Below are 14,358 nucleotides of genomic sequence, written 5' to 3'. Positions count from 1 at the left end.
CGCCGGGGCCGCGGACCGGGGCCGGACCCAGGTGGACCGGGGTGCCCCGGGCTCCGTACCATGGGGATGCGCCAGAGGTCTGTCAACGCTGTCCCTCACCGGGGGCTCTGCCCTTCTTGAGTACCAGCGCGCGCTGGCTCTCCCCGCTCCCCGCGGTCACCCGGCCGCGGGACGTCCTGTCCCTACGCATCCCCCGTCCGGAGCACTCGACCACATGACCTCCACCCAGGTCCGTCCTAACAGCACCCCGCAGGTCGCGGTGAACGACATCGGCACCGCCGAGGACTTCCTCGCCGCGATCGACCAGACGATCAAGTACTTCAACGATGGCGACATCGTCGAGGGCGTCATCGTCAAGGTCGACCGGGACGAGGTGCTGCTGGACATCGGCTACAAGACCGAGGGCGTCATCCCCTCGCGTGAGCTCTCCATCAAGCACGACGTCGACCCCAACGAGGTCGTCAAGGTCGGCGACGAGGTGGAAGCCCTGGTCCTCCAGAAGGAGGACAAGGAAGGCCGCCTGATCCTGTCCAAGAAGCGCGCCCAGTACGAGCGCGCCTGGGGCACGATCGAGGCGAAGAAGGAAGCCGACGAGGTCGTCACCGGCACCGTCATCGAGGTCGTCAAGGGCGGTCTCATCCTCGACATCGGCCTGCGCGGGTTCCTCCCCGCCTCGCTGGTCGAGATGCGCCGCGTCCGCGACCTGCAGCCCTACGTGGGCCGCGAGCTCGAGGCCAAGATCATCGAGCTCGACAAGAACCGCAACAACGTCGTCCTCTCCCGTCGGCAGTGGCTGGAACAGACGCAGTCCGAGGTCCGCAGCGAGTTCCTCAACAAGCTCGCCAAGGGCCAGGTCCGGACCGGCGTCGTCTCCTCGATCGTCAACTTCGGTGCCTTCGTGGACCTGGGTGGCGTCGACGGCCTGGTGCACGTCTCCGAGCTGTCCTGGAAGCACATCGACCACCCGTCCGAGGTCGTCGAGGTGGGCCAGGAGGTCACCGTCGAGGTCCTCGACGTCGACCTGGACCGCGAGCGGGTCTCCCTGTCGCTGAAGGCGACGCAGGAGGACCCGTGGCGTCAGTTCGCCCGGACGCACCAGATCGGCCAGGTCGTGCCCGGCAAGGTCACCAAGCTGGTGCCCTTCGGTGCGTTCGTCCGCGTCGACGAGGGCATCGAGGGTCTGGTGCACATCTCCGAGCTGGCCGAGCGCCACGTGGAGATCCCCGAGCAGGTCGTGCAGGTCGGCGACGAGATCCTGGTCAAGGTCATCGACATCGACCTGGACCGCCGCCGGATCTCGCTGTCGCTCAAGCAGGCCAACGAGGGCGTCGTCGGCGACGAGGACGTGTTCGACCCCGCCGCCTACGGCATGGCCGCCAGCTACGACGAGCAGGGCAACTACATCTACCCCGAGGGCTTCGACCCGGAGACCGGCGAGTGGCTCGAGGGCTACGAGGAGGCCCGGGAGACCTGGGAGCGGCAGTACGCCGAGGCCCAGGCGCGGTACGAGGCGCACCGGAAGCAGATCGCCGCTGCCAAGGAGGCCGACGCCGAGGCCGCCGCGGGTGGGAACTACTCCTCGGGTGGGGACGCCGGCGCGTCCGACGCCTCGGGGGGCACCCTGGCCAGCGACGAGGCGCTCGCCGCGCTGCGGGCCAAGCTCGCCGGCGGGGAGTGACCACCGCCGCGCTGAGGTGAGCTGACAGCTCGACCACGGAGGCCCAGGACCGACCGGTCCTGGGCCTCCGTGCTGTCCGGGGGAGGGACGCGGCGGGAGGTTGGCCCGCGCGCCGGCCTCCCGTGCCGCTACAGGCTCAGGATGATGGCGAAGGCGGTGCGCGGGCGGCCGCCGGACCCGGCGAGGAACGCCCAGGTGTGCCGGCCGGCCGGGGCGCTGGTGGTCAGCCAGCGGAGGAACGCGTTGCGCGGCCGCACGTCGGCCGCCTCGCGCTGGGCCAGCCGCTCGCGGACGCCGGGCAGGTCGCTGGCCCGCACGCCGGAGGGCCGGTCGAGCCGGTGCCGGCCGCGGGAGCCCGCGGGGGAGGTCGGGACGGTGGCCTGCGTGGGACGCGACATCGCGGTTCTGCCTTCCTTGGCGTACTACCTCGGCGTTCGGGAGATCGCCGAGGCGGACGTTATGCAGCGTGACGGGTGGGACTGGTGCGACGCGCCGGGCGGGACGGGCCCGTGTTACCTGTCCGTGATGGTCGGCAGCGTGCTGGCTACTGTCCGTGCGTGCTGCGCATCGGGTTGACGGGTGGGATCGGGTCGGGGAAGAGCACCGTGTCGCGGCTGCTGGCCGAGCGCGGCGCGGTGGTCGTCGACGCCGACGCCATCGCCCGCGAGGTGGTCGAACCGGGCACCCCGGGCCTCGCGGCGGTCGTCGCCGCCTTCGGCGAGGGCGTGCTGACCCCCGACGGCACGCTGGACCGGCCGGCGCTGGGCGCGGTGGTCTTCGCCGACCCCGAGGCCCGGGAGCGGCTGAACGCGATCGTGCACCCGCTGGTGCGGGAGCGGGCCGCGGAGCTCGCGGCGGCGGTCCCCGACGACGGCGTCGTCGTGCACGACATCCCGCTGCTCGTCGAGTCCGGCCAGGGCGGCCGCGGCGGCGCGCACGACCTGGTGCTGGTCGTCGAGACCGACCTGGAGACCCGGCTGCAGCGGCTGGTGCGGCGGGGGATGTCCGAGGACGACGCCCGCGCCCGGATCGCCGTCCAGGCCACCGACGAGCAGCGGCGGGCCGTGGCCGACGTCGTCCTGGACAACAGCGGCTCGCCCGAGCAGCTGGCCGCCCAGGTGGACCGCTTCTGGGCCGAGCACGTGGCCCCCCACCTGGGCTGAGCCCGCGGAGGCCTCGGGCCCCCCGGCTGGGTTGACCCCTGGCTGCCTCGCGCCCCGCAGACGACGAGAGGCCCCGACCGGATGGTCGGGGCCTCTCGTGCTGGTGGGCGATACTGGGTTCGAACCAGTGACCTCTTCCGTGTCAGGGAAGCGCGCTACCACTGCGCTAATCGCCCGGGGTCCGGTCTGGTGACCGGCCCGCTCCACCGCCCTCGCGAGCGAGACGAGGTGGAGACGGGATTTGAACCCGTGTAGACGGCTTTGCAGGCCGTTGCCTCGCCTCTCGGCCACTCCACCGCACACACGGGCGCCGGTCTCGCGACCAGCGCCCGAGGTTCCGAGCGGACGACGGGATTCGAACCCGCGACCCTCACCTTGGCAAGGTGATGCTCTACCAACTGAGCCACGTCCGCGTTGCAGGGAGAACATTACACGGCCCGGCGGACCCGTTTCAGGGGGGGTCCCCCTCGGGGTGGGGAGGGATCAGCGGGCCCCGGGGTCGGCGCCGCCGGACAGCAGGGCCGCCAGCTCGTCGTCCACCCGCAGGACCGCCGACTCCTCGCCCGGGGGCACCAGCTGCTCGGTCTGCCGCAGGAAGGCGGCCACCGCGGCCCGCGACACCTCGAACAGCGCCTCGCCGGAGGGGGCCCGCAGGTGCAGGAAGAGGACGTCACCGGTGGTGCGGGCCGGCCACAGCCGGACGTCGCCCTCGCCGGCGGGCCGGTCCAGCCCCGCGCGCAGCAGGTCCCGCGCCAGCAGCCACGAGATGCCGTCGTCCGCACCGGGGTCGCCGAAGGCGATCCGGACGGCGAAGGGGTCGGCCACCTCGTAGCCGAGCGTCGCCGGCACCTCGGTCCAGGAGTGCGGACCGACCAGGTGCAGCGTCGTGGAGGTGGAGTGTCCGGGGGTGGAGCGGCTCGCCATGACCGGGCAACGACCGAGTGGTGGTCGGGTGACGCACGGGTGCATCCCGGGCGTGTCGCGGCCGTGCGTCGGCGCGCCCGCACGAGCTGAACCGACGCGGCGCCCTGCGACGAAGGCCCCGTGTGACGATGGGAACCGTGAGCCGTCCCGCGCGTCGACTCGGGGACGATCCCGGGGACGCCGACCTCGTCGCCCGGCTGCGTGCGGGCGACCGGTCGGCGGTCGACGACCTCTACGAGCGCTTCCGCCGTCCGGCCTTCGCGCTGGCGAAGCGGGTGCTGGCCGACGACGTGCTGGCCGAGGACGTCCTGCAGGACGCGTTCCTCGCCGTCTGGCGGGACCCCGGGGCCTACGACGGCGCGCGCGGCAGCTTCGCGTCCTGGTTCCTGGCGATGGTCCACCACAAGGCCGTCGACGCCGTCCGGCGCGAGGAGTCCCAGCGCCGCCGCCAGTCCCGCGCCGAGGACGAGGTGGCGCTCGCCGCGCCGACGGCGACCGCCGACGTCGAGGACGACGTCTGGCGGCGCGTCGTCGCCGACCGCGTCCGCAGCGCGCTGGGGAACCTCCCGGAGGCGCAGCGCGAGGCGCTGACCCTCGCCTACTACGGCGGGTACACCCAGCGGGAGGTGGCAGCTCTCACGGACGCACCCCTGGGCACCGTCAAGACGCGCATGCTCGCCGGGATGCGGCGACTGCGGACCGAGCTGGGCGGCGTGGCCGGTGCCGCGCCCGGTGGCGCCCTGGGGACGTCCCGGTGAGCGAGCGGCGCGGGCCCCGGCTGGAGCCGGACGGTCACGAGGTGTACGACGAGCTCGCGGTCGGCTGGGCGCTGCACGCGCTCGAGCCCGAGGACGAGGTCGTCTTCGCCGCCCACCTGCCCGGTTGCGCCCGCTGCGCGCGGACCGTGGCCGAGACCTCCGAGGTGATGGGGGCCCTGGCGCAGGACCTGCCCCAGGCCGAGCCGAGCCCCGGCCTGCGGGACCGGCTGCGCGCGGCCGTGGAGGAGACGCCGCAGGTGCCGCAGGTGCCGCAGGCGCCGCAGCCGCTCGCCGACCCGCCCGCGCAGCCCCCGGCCCGGCCCGCGCCTCCGGCCCAGCCGCGGCCCGGGCCGGCGAGCACCCCGGCGCCGGGCGGCGGCGCGACCCGGGCCACCGGCTTCCCGGACTACCGGCCGCCGGCGCCGCGGCCGGCCGACCCGCGCCCGTCCTGGCGCCGGGTGCTGCCCAACGCGCTCGTCGCCGCGGCGGTGGCCGCGATCCTGGGGCTGGGCACCTGGAACGTCGTCCTCAGCGACGCCCGGGACGACGCCGTCGAGCAGGCCGCCGACCAGGAACGGGTGGTGCAGTCCCTCCTGGAGCCGGGGACGGCGACCATCGCCCCGCTCTCCGGCGACGACGGTCAGGTGGCGACGGTCGTGGCCCGAGACTCGCAGGTCCAGGTGGTCACGCAGGGGCTGCCGCTCAACGACCAGGAGTCGCAGGTCTACGTGGTGTGGGGGATCGACGGGGACTCCCCGGTCCCGCTGGGCACCTTCGACGTGGACCGTTCCCGGACCGACGTCCAGACCGTACGCTCCACCACGACCGGGCTGGACGACTTCGAGGGCTATGCGGTCAGTCTCGAGCCGGGTCGGGAGGCGCCGTCGGAACCGACGGTGGTGGTCGCGAGCGGGTAGGTGACGAGCTGAGCGAGCAGGAGACGGTGGCGGCCCCCGGGCGGGCGTCGCTGCCCACGCCCCGCAGCGGTGAGGCGGCCGCCGGCGGGACCGCCCGGCCGCCGGACGAGGCGCGGCGGGCGCACTTCGCCGACGACGGCGTCCGCTCCCTGCGCGAGCGCGTCGCCGAGACCGGCTGGCGCCGGCGGATCGCCGCGCGGCGCAGCACCGACCACGCCTACCGCGTCGGCGTCGGCGTGGTCGGCGGCCTGATCGTCGCGGTCGGGCTGGCGACCATCCCGCTGCCCGGTCCCGGCTGGCTGACCGTCATCGCCGGTCTCTTCGTGCTCGCCAGCGAGTTCTTCTGGGCCGAGCGCCTGCTCGAGTTCACCAAGCGCAACGTCAAGGCCTGGACCGACTGGCTGGGCCGCCAGCCCGTGTGGGTCCGCGGCCTCGTGGCGCTGGCCACCGCGGCGTTCGTCTACGGCGTGCTCGTGGTGACGCTGCACCTCACCGGCGTCCCCGACTGGGTACCGGGGTGGGTGCCGCTCTGGCGGTAGGCGTCTGGCACAATCAGAGGCGCACCGGGCGATTGGCTCAGTGGTAGAGCGCTTCGTTCACACCGAAGAGGTCACTGGTTCGAACCCAGTATCGCCCACCGGCACGAGGGCCCCAGGTCGACAGACCCGGGGCCCTCGTCGTCTCTGGGGCGCGACTCAGCCGGCGGCCGGGCCGTAGGTCAGGTGCGCCACCCCGTTGGACAGCGCCTCGGCGCCCAGCAGCGACAGCGGCGTCCGCGCCGTCCCCTCGGGGAACAGGCGGATGCCCTCGCCGACGGCCACCGGGTAGACGTACAGGTGCAGCTCGTCGACCAGGCCGTCGGCGACCAGGGCGCGGACCAGCGTGGCGCTGCCGCTGACGTACAGGTCGCCCCGGGCCTTGAGCTCCCGGATGCGGTCGGCGTCGTAGCCGCCGAGCACCGAGGAGTTGCGCCAGACCGACTCGGCGTCGGTCAGCGTCGAGGACACGACGTGCTTGGGGGTGTCGTTGAAGAACGGCGCGCCCGGGTCGTCCTCGGCGGTGCGGGTCGACCAGGCCGGGGCGAACATCGTGAACGTGGTCCGGCCCAGCAGGATCCCCTGCGCCGGCGCGGTGAGGGAGCCGATGGACCCGGCCAGGTCGTCGGGGAACCCGTAGTCCATCGTCCACATCGGGGCGTCCACCACCCCGTCGACGGTCGTGAACTCGTGCACCCTGATCGCGCCCATGGGTCTTCCTCCTGAGGAGCTCGCCGCGGCCCGGTGGCCGCCGGCGGTGAGTCTGTCGGAGGGGAGACGGAGGGCGGTGCGGTTCCTCATCGGTGGCGGCCGGATCCGTTCCGTGGGCGTCCGGCTAGCGTGCCCGGACGTGCCCGTGCTCAGCCGTCCCGTCGCCGCCCGCCCGCACCCCGACGGCTCCGACCGCGAGGGCGACCACGCGCCGCACCACCTCGTCGTCGAGGCGGTGTCGCAGGTGTGGGAGCAGGTGCTGCTGGACCTGGGGGACGACGTCCTGCCGCCGCGGGACATCGCCGTCGTCCGGGCGGCGTTCGACTACCGGCACGAGGTCTTCGTGGCCCCGGCCGACTTCGAGGTGGGCGTCGTCCGGGTCGGCCGGACGTCGGTGGAGCTCGCCGTGCGCGTGCACCAGGGCGGCCGGCCCGTCGTCGACGCGCAGGTCGTGGTGGCGCACGTGGACGCGGGCCGCACCGCCGCCGTCCCGCTGACCGACCGGCAGCGCGCCGCGCTGGCGACCATCGCCGTCCCCGCCCCCACCGCGGCGGGCTGACCGGCGGCCCTGCACGGGAGGCCGGAGGCGCGGACGATGGGGGAGTGCCCCAGCCCGACCGCGCCGCCCGGCTGACCGCGGCGCTGGCCCGGGACGGCGCCACCTGCATCTGGTGCGGCCGGGTCCTCGGCGGGCTGGTGCCGCCCACCACCGAGCACGTGGTGCCCCGGGTGAAGGGCGGCCCGTCCTGGCCCGAGAACGAGGTCGCGGCCTGCCGGCGGTGCAACGCCGCACGCGGCCACGTGGCGCCGGTGGAGTGGCTGGAGGAGTGCCGCCGGCGCGGCTGGTCGCCCGACGGGGCCCGGCTGGAGCGGTCGCTCACCGCGCTGGCCGCCGCCATCGCCGAGCGCGGCGGTCAGCGGCGCGCCCGGCCCTACCTCGACGCCCAGCTCCGGCGGCTGAGGCGCAGGGCCCCGCGCGCCGCGGGTGCGTAGCGTCGCGTCCGTGGAGACGGTGGTCGGCACGGTCGAGCAGGTGGCGGTCTACCCGGTGAAGTCGCTCGGCGGCCGGACGGTGCCCGAGGCGCACGTGGACGCCGCCGGGCTGCGCGGCGACCGGACGTACGCGGTGGTCGACGCGACGACCGGTGAGCGGGTGACCGTGAAGACGACGCCGCGGATGCGCGAGGTGGTCGCCACCGGGGACGCCGGGGCCGACACCGAGACGCTGACCGCGGTGCTGGGCCGGCCGGTGCGGCTGGCCGCCTCGGACGCGGGTCCGCAGGTCGACGCGGCCGCCGTCCACCTGGTCAGCCGGCAGGCGGTCGACCGGGCCGCGGCCGGGGACGTGCCCGAGGGCTGCTCGGCCGACGACCCGCGGGCCAACCTGCTGCTCGCGCTGGACGGCGGCGACGAGCGCGACTGGGTCGGCCGGCGGCTGCGGGTGGGGGAGGCGCTGCTGCGGGTCACCCGCACGCCCAAGCACTGCCTGGGCGTGTACGCCGAGGTGCTCGCGCCCGGCCGGGTGGCCGTCGGCGACCCCGTGCGGCTGGAGGACGAGGCGGAGCCCCCCGCCGGCTGACCACCGGGCCGACCGGCGACGCGCACCGAACGGGGGTGCGCCGGTGGATACCCTGCAGGTGTCCGGCTGCCCGGCCGGGCGCCGTCGCGAAACCCCGTAGGAGTCCCCGTGCCCGCCGCGCCCACCCCCACCGCTGTCGCCCCGATCCGGGTGCCGGCCGGGACGACGGCCCAGCAGGCGCTCAAGGACGCCGGTGTGCCGCTCAAGGGCCCCGACGGCGCCGTCGTCGTCCGCGAGGTCGCGACCGGCGACCTCAAGGACCTCGCCTGGGTGCCCGACGCCGACGCCGACGTGGAGCCCGTGCCGGCGGCGAGCCCCGACGGCCGCGCGGTCATCCGGCACTCGACCGCGCACGTGCTCGCCCAGGCGGTGCAGGACCTGTTCCCCGGCACCCGGCTGGGCATCGGCCCGCCGGTGGAGAACGGCTTCTACTACGACTTCGACCCCGAGCGGCCGTTCACCCCCGAGGACCTGCAGGCGCTCGAGAAGCGGATGACCGAGATCGTCCGCGCCGGCCAGCACTTCGCCCGCCGCGAGATCAGCGACGCCGACGCCGAGGCCGAGCTCGCCCACGAGCCGTACAAGCTCGAGCTCATCGGGCTCAAGGGCGGCGCGGGGGAGGCGGCCGAGGGGGCCGACGTCGAGGTCGGCGGCGCCCAGCTGACGATGTACGACAACCTCGACGCCCGCACCGGCGACCGGGTCTGGACCGACCTGTGCCGCGGCCCGCACCTGCCGCGCACCAGCAACATCCCGGCGTTCTCGCTGACCCGCAGCGCCGCCGCGTACTGGCGGGGCAGCGAGAAGAACCCGCAGCTGCAGCGCGTCTACGGCACCGCCTGGGAGAGCAGGGAGGCCCACAAGGCCTACCTGGAGCAGCTCGCCGAGGCCGAGCGCCGCGACCACCGCCGCCTGGGGGTGGAGCTGGACCTGTTCAGCTTCCCCGACGAGATCGGCTCCGGCCTCGCGGTCTTCCACCCCAGGGGCGGGGTGGTGAAGCGGGAGATGGAGGACTACGTCCGCCGCCGGCACATCGAGGAGGGCTTCCAGTACGTCGGCACGCCGCACATCTCCAAGGGCGTGCTCTTCGAGACCTCGGGGCACCTGCCGTACTACGCCGACACCATGTTCCCGCCGATGGAACTGGAGAACAGCGAGTACTACCTCAAGGCCATGAACTGCCCGATGCACAACCTGATCTTCCGGTCGCGCGGGCGGTCCTACCGGGAGCTGCCGCTGCGCTTCTTCGAGTTCGGGTCGGTGTACCGGTACGAGAAGTCCGGCGTCGTCCACGGCCTCACCCGGGTGCGCGGGCTCACCCAGGACGACTCGCACAGCTACGTCACCCCCGAGCAGGCACCCGGCGAGATCCGCCACCTGCTGGCCTTCGTCCTCGGGCTGCTGCGCGACTTCGGCCTCGACGACTACTACCTGGAGCTGTCCACCCGCGGGGAGTCGGAGAAGTTCATCGGCTCCGACGAAGAGTGGGCCGTGGCCACCGCCGTCCTGGAGGAGGCCGCCCGCGAGACCGGCCTGGAGCTCGTCCCCGACCCGGGCGGCGCCGCCTTCTACGGGCCGAAGATCTCCGTGCAGGCCCGCGACGCCATCGGCCGCACCTGGCAGATGTCGACCATCCAGTACGACTTCAACCAGCCCGCCCGCTTCGGCCTGGAGTACACGACCCCCGGCGGTGACCGCGCGCAGCCGGTGATGATCCACTCGGCGAAGTTCGGCTCGATCGAGCGGTTCTTCGGCGTGCTCACCGAGCACTACGCCGGCGCGTTCCCGGCCTGGCTGGCCCCGGTCCAGGTGCTCGGCGTCCCGGTCACCGACGAGCAGGTGCCCTACCTCACCGACGTCGCGCTGCGGCTGCGGGCCCAGGGCATCCGGGTCGAGGTCGACGACTCCGACGACCGGATGCAGAAGAAGATCCGGACGGCCAGCAAGCAGAAGGTGCCGTTCGTGCTCATCGCCGGGGCGACCGACGCCGAGGCGGGCGCGGTCTCCTTCCGCTTCCGCGACGGCAGCCAGCACAACGGCGTCCCGGTGGAGCAGGCCGTGGCGGCGATCGCCGGCTACGTCGCGTCCCGAGCCAACGCCGACCCGTCGGCCGAGGCGCTGCAGGTGGCCGGATGACGGGGGGCGACGAGGACCTCGCCGCGGTCGCCGGCGACGACGGCGGTCCGACGACGGTCTTCGAGCACCTGTGGACGCCCTACCGGATGGCCTACATCCGCGGCGAGGGCAAGCCCACGGGCGAGCACGACTGCCCGTTCTGCCTGATCCCGCGGATGGACGACGAGGAGGGGCTGGTCGTCGCCCGCGGGCGCACGGTGTTCGCCGTCCTCAACCTCTACCCGTACAACGCCGGCCACCTCATGGTCGTGCCGTACCGGCACGTGCCGGACTACACCGACCTCACGCCGGAGGAGGTCGCCGAGCTCGGCGCCTTCACCCAGACGGCGATGCGGGTGGTGCGCGCGGTCAGCGGCGCGCACGGGTTCAACATCGGGATGAACCAGGGATCGGTGGCCGGTGCCGGCATCGCCGACCACCTGCACCAGCACGCGGTGCCGCGCTGGGGCGGGGACACGAACTTCATGCCGGTCATCGGGCTGACCCGGGTGCTGCCGCAGGTGCTGCGCGAGACCCGCGCGCTGCTGGCCGCGTCCTGGCCGGCCGCCGGCGCCGGGGAGCGCTGACGTGCTCGGCGCGGGTGCCCGCGCCGCCGTCGGGCGGTTCTGGGCGCCGGTGGTCGCGACGCTGCTGCGGGCGGGCGTCACCGCCGACGCGGTGACGGTGACCGGCACCCTCGGCTCCGTCGCCGGCGCGCTCGGCCTGATCGCCACCGGTCACCTGTTCTGGGGCGCGTTCACCGTGACGGTGTTCGTGCTGCTCGACATGCTCGACGGCGCGCTCGCCCGGGCCCGCGGCGGCGGCTCGCTGTTCGGCGCCGTGCTCGACTCCAGCCTCGACCGGCTGGTCGACGCGGCGGTGTTCGGCGCCCTCGTCTGGTGGTTCACCGGCGAGGGCGACAACCGGCTGCTCGCCCTGCTGGCGCTGCTGTGCCTCGTCCTGTCGGTGCTGACCAGCTACGTCAAGGCACGCGCCGAGGGCGTGGGCCTGCGCTGCGACGTCGGGGTGGTCGAGCGGACCGAGCGCCTCATCCTCGTGCTGACCGGCACCGGGCTGTCCGGCCTCGGGGTGCCGTACGCGGTGCACGTCGGGCTGTGGCTGCTGCTGGTGGGCAGCGTCGTCACCGTCGCGCAGCGGGGTGCGGAGGTGCACCGCCAGGCCGCGGGCCGGCAGCTGCCCAGCACCCCGGCGGCGCCGTGACCGCGCAGGCACGGGAGGTCGCCCCGCCGGCTCCCGGGGACCCCGCGCCCGCGGGGTTGCGCGAGCGGGCCACCGCCCGGCTCACCGACCTCGGCTTCGCCGCCGGGTGGGGCGCGGTCAAGGCGCTGCCCGAGCCGATCGCCCGGGGCGGCTTCGACGCCGCCTTCGACCGGGTCGCGCGCCGCGACGGGACCGGCGTCCGCCAGCTGCGCGCCAACCTGCGGGTCGTCACCGGCGGCACGCTCGACGAGGCGGCCCTCGACGCGCTGACCCGCCGGGCCATGCGCTCCTACGGCCGCTACTGGCAGGAGGCCTTCCGCCTGCCGCGGCTGGACCCCGCGCGCATCGTCCGCGACACCGAGATCGAGGGCGGGGAGCACATGGACCGGGCGCGGGCGGGAGGCCGGCCGGTGGTCGCCGCCCTGCCGCACAGCGGGAACTGGGACGCCGCCGGGATGTGGTTCGTCGAGTACCTGGGCGGTCCGTTCATGACGGTGGCCGAGCGGCTGCGACCCGAGTCCCTGTACCGCCGCTTCGTGGCGTTCCGGGAGTCCCTCGGCATGCGGATCGTCCCGCTGACCGGTGGACCGCGGCCCAGCGCGACGGTCCTCAGGGAGTGGCTGGACGGCGGCGGCGCGATCTGCCTGCTGTCCGACCGCGACCTGCCGCGCAACGGCGTGCCGGTGACCTTCGCCGGGCGGCCGACGACGATGCCCTCCGGGCCGGCGCTGCTGGCCGCGCAGACCGGGGCCGCGCTCGTGCCCGCCGTCCCCTCGTTCACCGCGCGCGGCTGGCGGGTGGTGTTCCACCCGGAGGTGCCGGTCGACGGCGCCGGGCGGCTGCGCGACCGGGTGCACGCGGCGACCCAGCAGGTCGCCGACGCCTTCGCCGGCACCATCGCCCGCCACCCCGAGGACTGGCACGTGCTGTCGCGGATCTGGCCCGACGTGCCGCCCGACGCGGAGCGCGCCTGATGCGGATCGGCCTGGTCTGCCCCTACCGCTGGGACCGCCCCGGCGGCGTCCAGTACCACGTCCGCGACCTCGCCGACACGCTGCGCGGCCTCGGCCACCACGTGGAGATCCTGACCCCGGCCGAGCACGAGGAGTCGCTGCCCGCCGAGCACGTCACCTTCGCCGGGCGCACCGTGCCGGTCCCCTACAACGGGTCGATGGCCAGCGTGCAGTTCGGCCCGATCTCCGCCGCCCGCGTGCGCCGGTGGCTGCGCGAGGGCCACTTCGACGTCGTGCACGTGCACGACCCGGCCCCGCCGTCGATCGGGCTGCTCGTGCTCATCCTCGCCGAGGGCCCGATCGTGGCGACCTTCCACGCGGCGACCGTGCGCTCGAAGTGGCTGATCGCCTGGGGGCCGGTCATCCGGCCGTGGCTGGAGCGGATCAGCGGCCGCATCGCCGTCTCCGACTTCGCCCGCCGGCTGCAGGTCGAGCACCTGGGCGGCGACGCCGTCGTCATCCCCAACGGCGTGCACGTGGCCGCGTTCGCCGAGGGCCCCCCGCTGCCCGGCCGGGGGCGCGGGACCGGCGCCCCGACGATCGGCTTCCTCGGCCGCTACGACGAGCCGCGCAAGGGCCTGCCCGTGCTGCTCGAGGCGATGGGCGAGGTGGTCCGGCGGCACCCCGACGCCCGCCTGCTCATCGCCGGCCGCGGCGATCCCGACGCGCTGCGTGCGTCGATCGCCCCGGAGCTGCGGCCGCACGTCGAGCTGCTCGGCGAGCTCACCGAGGCGGACAAGGCCGCGTTCCTGCGCTCGGTCGACGTCTACTGCGCGCCCAACCTGCTGGGGGAGTCCTTCGGGATCATCCTCATCGAGGCGCTCGCCGCGGGGGCGCCGATCGTCGCCAGCGACCTCGACGCGTTCGCCGCGGTCCTGGCCGACGGCGAGGTGGGCGTGCTGGTCCGCCGGGGCGACGCGGCCGCGCTCGCCGCCGCGCTCGCGGACCTGCTGGACGACCCCGGCCGGCGCGCGGAGCTGTCGGAGCGCGGCCGGGCCGCGGCCTGGGCCTACGACTGGTCGGTCGTCGCCCGGCGGGTGCTGGCCGTGTACGAGACGGTCGTGCTGCCCGGCGGTGGCGAGGTCACCGCCGCCGAGGACGACGCCGCGGTGGTCGGGCTGGCCGGCCGCGACCCGGACCGGCAGCGCCTGCGGCGGCGCGTCCGACGCTAGCCTCCCCGCGTGGGTCTCACCGTCTGGGCCGTCGCCGCCGGCGTCGTCGTCCTGCTGCTCGTCGCGTGGACGGCGTGGACCCTCGCCCGGCTCCGCCGCCTCGAGGCCCGCGTGGACCGCGCGCAGACCGCGCTGGAGACGCAGCTGCGGCGGCGCGCCGCCCTGGCCGCCGAGGTCGCCCGCGGAGGAGCCGCCGCGCTCGAGCCCGAGCGCGCCGCCCGCCTGGCCCGGGCCGCCGACGGTGCCCGGCTGCCCTGGACGCCCGACCGGGAGCTCGCCGAGAACCTGCTCGGCCGGGAGCTGCGCGGACTGCTGCGCGACCTGCCGGCGACCGAGAAGGCGCTGGCCGCCGACCTCGCCGGGACCGCGCAGCGGGTGGCGCTGGCCCGCCGCTTCTACAACGACGCGGTCCGCGACACCCGGGAGCTGCGCGGCCGCCGGTTCCCGCGGCTGCTGCGGCTGCACGCCCGTCGCCCCCTGCCGCGCTACTTCGACATCGACGACAGCTACGGGGAGCTGGTCGACGCCGCCGGCCGAGGGCGGCCCTGAGCCCTCTCTAGGATGGAGTGGG

General features: G+C 75.0%; 17 protein-coding genes and 4 tRNA genes. 15 read left to right on the top strand and 6 right to left on the bottom strand.

The genetic code is table 11. The features are described 5' to 3' along the window. Nucleotides 1–214: 214 nt before the first annotated feature. Complete coding sequence (rpsA, locus tag ACI8AX_RS13965) at nucleotides 215–1,678, top strand: 30S ribosomal protein S1 (protein ID WP_456550430.1); 1,464 nt, start codon at nucleotides 215–217, stop codon at nucleotides 1,676–1,678. Between the two features lie 128 nt (nucleotides 1,679–1,806). Here the strand turns inward: rpsA and ACI8AX_RS13960 are convergent, their stop codons facing one another. Then, the gene (locus ACI8AX_RS13960) at nucleotides 1,807–2,076 is read right to left on the bottom strand and encodes a hypothetical protein (RefSeq protein ID WP_456550429.1); all 270 of its coding nucleotides are present in this window, start codon (nucleotides 2,074–2,076) and stop codon (nucleotides 1,807–1,809) included. A gap of 159 nt (nucleotides 2,077–2,235) precedes the next feature. Between ACI8AX_RS13960 and coaE the strand changes: the two genes are divergently transcribed. Continuing rightward, on the top strand, nucleotides 2,236–2,841 hold the full coding sequence (coaE, locus tag ACI8AX_RS13955) for a dephospho-CoA kinase (protein WP_456550428.1): 606 nt from the start codon (nucleotides 2,236–2,238) through the stop codon (nucleotides 2,839–2,841). A gap of 101 nt (nucleotides 2,842–2,942) precedes the next feature. Here coaE and ACI8AX_RS13950 read toward each other — a convergent pair. The 4 genes from ACI8AX_RS13950 to ACI8AX_RS13935 all read right to left on the bottom strand — a co-directional run bounded on the left by ACI8AX_RS13950 (nucleotide 2,943) and on the right by ACI8AX_RS13935 (nucleotide 3,765). Further along, nucleotides 2,943–3,017, bottom strand: a tRNA-Val gene (locus ACI8AX_RS13950). Between the two features lie 50 nt (nucleotides 3,018–3,067). Further along, nucleotides 3,068–3,138, bottom strand: a tRNA-Cys gene (locus ACI8AX_RS13945). A gap of 43 nt (nucleotides 3,139–3,181) precedes the next feature. After that, a tRNA-Gly gene (locus ACI8AX_RS13940) sits at nucleotides 3,182–3,254 on the bottom strand. A gap of 70 nt (nucleotides 3,255–3,324) precedes the next feature. Further along, complete coding sequence (locus tag ACI8AX_RS13935) at nucleotides 3,325–3,765, bottom strand: SsgA family sporulation/cell division regulator (RefSeq protein ID WP_456550427.1); 441 nt, start codon at nucleotides 3,763–3,765, stop codon at nucleotides 3,325–3,327. 128 nt (nucleotides 3,766–3,893) lie between these two features. Between ACI8AX_RS13935 and ACI8AX_RS13930 the strand changes: the two genes are divergently transcribed. The 4 genes from ACI8AX_RS13930 to ACI8AX_RS13915 all read left to right on the top strand — a co-directional run bounded on the left by ACI8AX_RS13930 (nucleotide 3,894) and on the right by ACI8AX_RS13915 (nucleotide 6,077). Then, nucleotides 3,894–4,523: a sigma-70 family RNA polymerase sigma factor gene (locus ACI8AX_RS13930; RefSeq protein WP_456550426.1), complete on the top strand. Its 630-nt coding sequence runs from the start codon at nucleotides 3,894–3,896 to the stop codon at nucleotides 4,521–4,523. Continuing rightward, nucleotides 4,520–5,440, top strand: a complete 921-nt coding sequence (locus tag ACI8AX_RS13925) for an anti-sigma factor domain-containing protein (protein WP_456550425.1) — start codon at nucleotides 4,520–4,522, stop codon at nucleotides 5,438–5,440. The genes ACI8AX_RS13930 and ACI8AX_RS13925 overlap by 4 nt, the downstream gene beginning before the upstream one ends. A gap of 26 nt (nucleotides 5,441–5,466) precedes the next feature. Beyond that, the gene (locus ACI8AX_RS13920) at nucleotides 5,467–5,979 is read left to right on the top strand and encodes a TIGR02611 family protein (RefSeq protein ID WP_456550424.1); all 513 of its coding nucleotides are present in this window, start codon (nucleotides 5,467–5,469) and stop codon (nucleotides 5,977–5,979) included. A 26-nt stretch (nucleotides 5,980–6,005) separates the two neighbouring features. Beyond that, nucleotides 6,006–6,077 (top strand) — tRNA-Val (locus ACI8AX_RS13915). A 58-nt stretch (nucleotides 6,078–6,135) separates the two neighbouring features. Here ACI8AX_RS13915 and ACI8AX_RS13910 read toward each other — a convergent pair. Beyond that, nucleotides 6,136–6,687, bottom strand: a complete 552-nt coding sequence (locus tag ACI8AX_RS13910; RefSeq protein WP_456550423.1) for a dihydrofolate reductase family protein — start codon at nucleotides 6,685–6,687, stop codon at nucleotides 6,136–6,138. 139 nt (nucleotides 6,688–6,826) lie between these two features. Here ACI8AX_RS13910 and ACI8AX_RS13905 point away from each other — a divergent pair, with 139 nt between their 5' ends. The 9 genes from ACI8AX_RS13905 (at nucleotide 6,827) to ACI8AX_RS13865 (ending at nucleotide 14,336) form a co-directional block, all read left to right on the top strand. After that, the gene (locus ACI8AX_RS13905; RefSeq protein ID WP_456550422.1) at nucleotides 6,827–7,246 is read left to right on the top strand and encodes an acyl-CoA thioesterase; all 420 of its coding nucleotides are present in this window, start codon (nucleotides 6,827–6,829) and stop codon (nucleotides 7,244–7,246) included. 44 nt (nucleotides 7,247–7,290) lie between these two features. Beyond that, the gene (locus tag ACI8AX_RS13900; protein WP_456550421.1) at nucleotides 7,291–7,680 is read left to right on the top strand and encodes an HNH endonuclease; all 390 of its coding nucleotides are present in this window, start codon (nucleotides 7,291–7,293) and stop codon (nucleotides 7,678–7,680) included. A 10-nt stretch (nucleotides 7,681–7,690) separates the two neighbouring features. Next, a complete protein-coding gene (locus ACI8AX_RS13895) occupies nucleotides 7,691–8,266 on the top strand; it encodes an MOSC N-terminal beta barrel domain-containing protein (RefSeq protein WP_456550420.1) in 576 nt (191 codons plus the stop codon). Between the two features lie 108 nt (nucleotides 8,267–8,374). Beyond that, a complete protein-coding gene (gene thrS / locus ACI8AX_RS13890) occupies nucleotides 8,375–10,402 on the top strand; it encodes a threonine--tRNA ligase (protein ID WP_456550419.1) in 2,028 nt (675 codons plus the stop codon). After that, a complete protein-coding gene (locus tag ACI8AX_RS13885; RefSeq protein ID WP_456550418.1) occupies nucleotides 10,399–10,968 on the top strand; it encodes an HIT family protein in 570 nt (189 codons plus the stop codon). Before thrS ends, ACI8AX_RS13885 begins: the two co-directional genes overlap by 4 nt. Before the next feature lies 1 nt (nucleotide 10,969). Then, entirely contained in the window at nucleotides 10,970–11,602 is a 633-nt protein-coding gene (gene pgsA / locus ACI8AX_RS13880; RefSeq protein WP_456550417.1) for a phosphatidylinositol phosphate synthase, read from the top strand. Further along, nucleotides 11,599–12,576: a phosphatidylinositol mannoside acyltransferase gene (locus ACI8AX_RS13875; protein WP_456550416.1), complete on the top strand. Its 978-nt coding sequence runs from the start codon at nucleotides 11,599–11,601 to the stop codon at nucleotides 12,574–12,576. The genes pgsA and ACI8AX_RS13875 overlap by 4 nt, the downstream gene beginning before the upstream one ends. Continuing rightward, on the top strand, nucleotides 12,576–13,787 hold the full coding sequence (locus ACI8AX_RS13870; protein ID WP_456550415.1) for a glycosyltransferase family 4 protein: 1,212 nt from the start codon (nucleotides 12,576–12,578) through the stop codon (nucleotides 13,785–13,787). The genes ACI8AX_RS13875 and ACI8AX_RS13870 overlap by 1 nt, the downstream gene beginning before the upstream one ends. A 9-nt stretch (nucleotides 13,788–13,796) precedes the next feature. Next, nucleotides 13,797–14,336 (top strand): hypothetical protein, encoded by a 540-nt coding sequence (locus tag ACI8AX_RS13865; protein ID WP_456550414.1) that lies wholly within the window; start codon nucleotides 13,797–13,799, stop codon nucleotides 14,334–14,336. Nucleotides 14,337–14,358 lie beyond the last annotated feature (22 nt).

It is taken from the genome of Blastococcus sp. SYSU D00813 (assembly GCF_054050735.1).
Note: the sequence above shows the minus strand (reverse complement) of the source record. Positions and strands in the feature narration are given on the sequence as shown.

Coding starts and splice junctions, on each gene's coding strand:
- ACI8AX_RS13935 (WP_456550427.1), bottom strand. CDS start 3,765: ATGGCGAGCCGCTCCACCCCCGGACACTCCACCTCCACGACGCTGCAC.
- ACI8AX_RS13930 (WP_456550426.1), top strand. CDS start 3,894: ATGGGAACCGTGAGCCGTCCCGCGCGTCGACTCGGGGACGATCCCGGG.
- rpsA (WP_456550430.1), top strand. CDS start 215: ATGACCTCCACCCAGGTCCGTCCTAACAGCACCCCGCAGGTCGCGGTG.
- ACI8AX_RS13870 (WP_456550415.1), top strand. CDS start 12,576: ATGCGGATCGGCCTGGTCTGCCCCTACCGCTGGGACCGCCCCGGCGGC.
- ACI8AX_RS13910 (WP_456550423.1), bottom strand. CDS start 6,687: ATGGGCGCGATCAGGGTGCACGAGTTCACGACCGTCGACGGGGTGGTG.
- ACI8AX_RS13885 (WP_456550418.1), top strand. CDS start 10,399: ATGACGGGGGGCGACGAGGACCTCGCCGCGGTCGCCGGCGACGACGGC.
- ACI8AX_RS13960 (WP_456550429.1), bottom strand. CDS start 2,076: ATGTCGCGTCCCACGCAGGCCACCGTCCCGACCTCCCCCGCGGGCTCC.